The sequence below is a fragment of the Leifsonia sp. SIMBA_070 genome, assembly GCF_046534635.1.
In the GTDB taxonomy this organism is placed as follows: Bacteria; Actinomycetota; Actinomycetes; order Actinomycetales; family Microbacteriaceae; genus Leifsonia.
In genome coordinates this window covers 1-271 of sequence record NZ_JAWRYK010000290.1, presented here as the reverse complement: position 1 = coordinate 271, position 271 = coordinate 1, and the positions used below count along the sequence as shown (strand labels likewise).

At 61.6% G+C, this 271-nt stretch carries 1 protein-coding gene; it reads left to right on the top strand.

What is annotated here, in order from left to right; translation table 11 throughout:
- The coding region (locus tag SB754_RS20400) for a proton-conducting transporter membrane subunit (protein WP_410784183.1) at nt 1–271 on the top strand (271 nt) is incomplete at both ends.

Here is a 271-nt window from a genome sequence, read left to right as displayed (position 1 = left end):
CACGAGCAGGACATGCGCTATTATGGCGGCCTTCGTAAGCACATCCCGCTGACCTTCTGGGCGATGATGGCGGGCACGCTCGCGATCACCGGCGTCGGTATCGTCGGCGTCGCAGGCTTTGCCGGCTTCTATTCGAAGGACGGCATCATCGAAGCTGCGTTCGCGAGCGGAACCCAGGTCGGCCAGTTTGCCTTCACCATTGGCGTGTTCGCAGCACTGCTGACCAGCTTCTACAGCTGGCGCCTGATCTTCCTCACGTTCTTCGGCACGC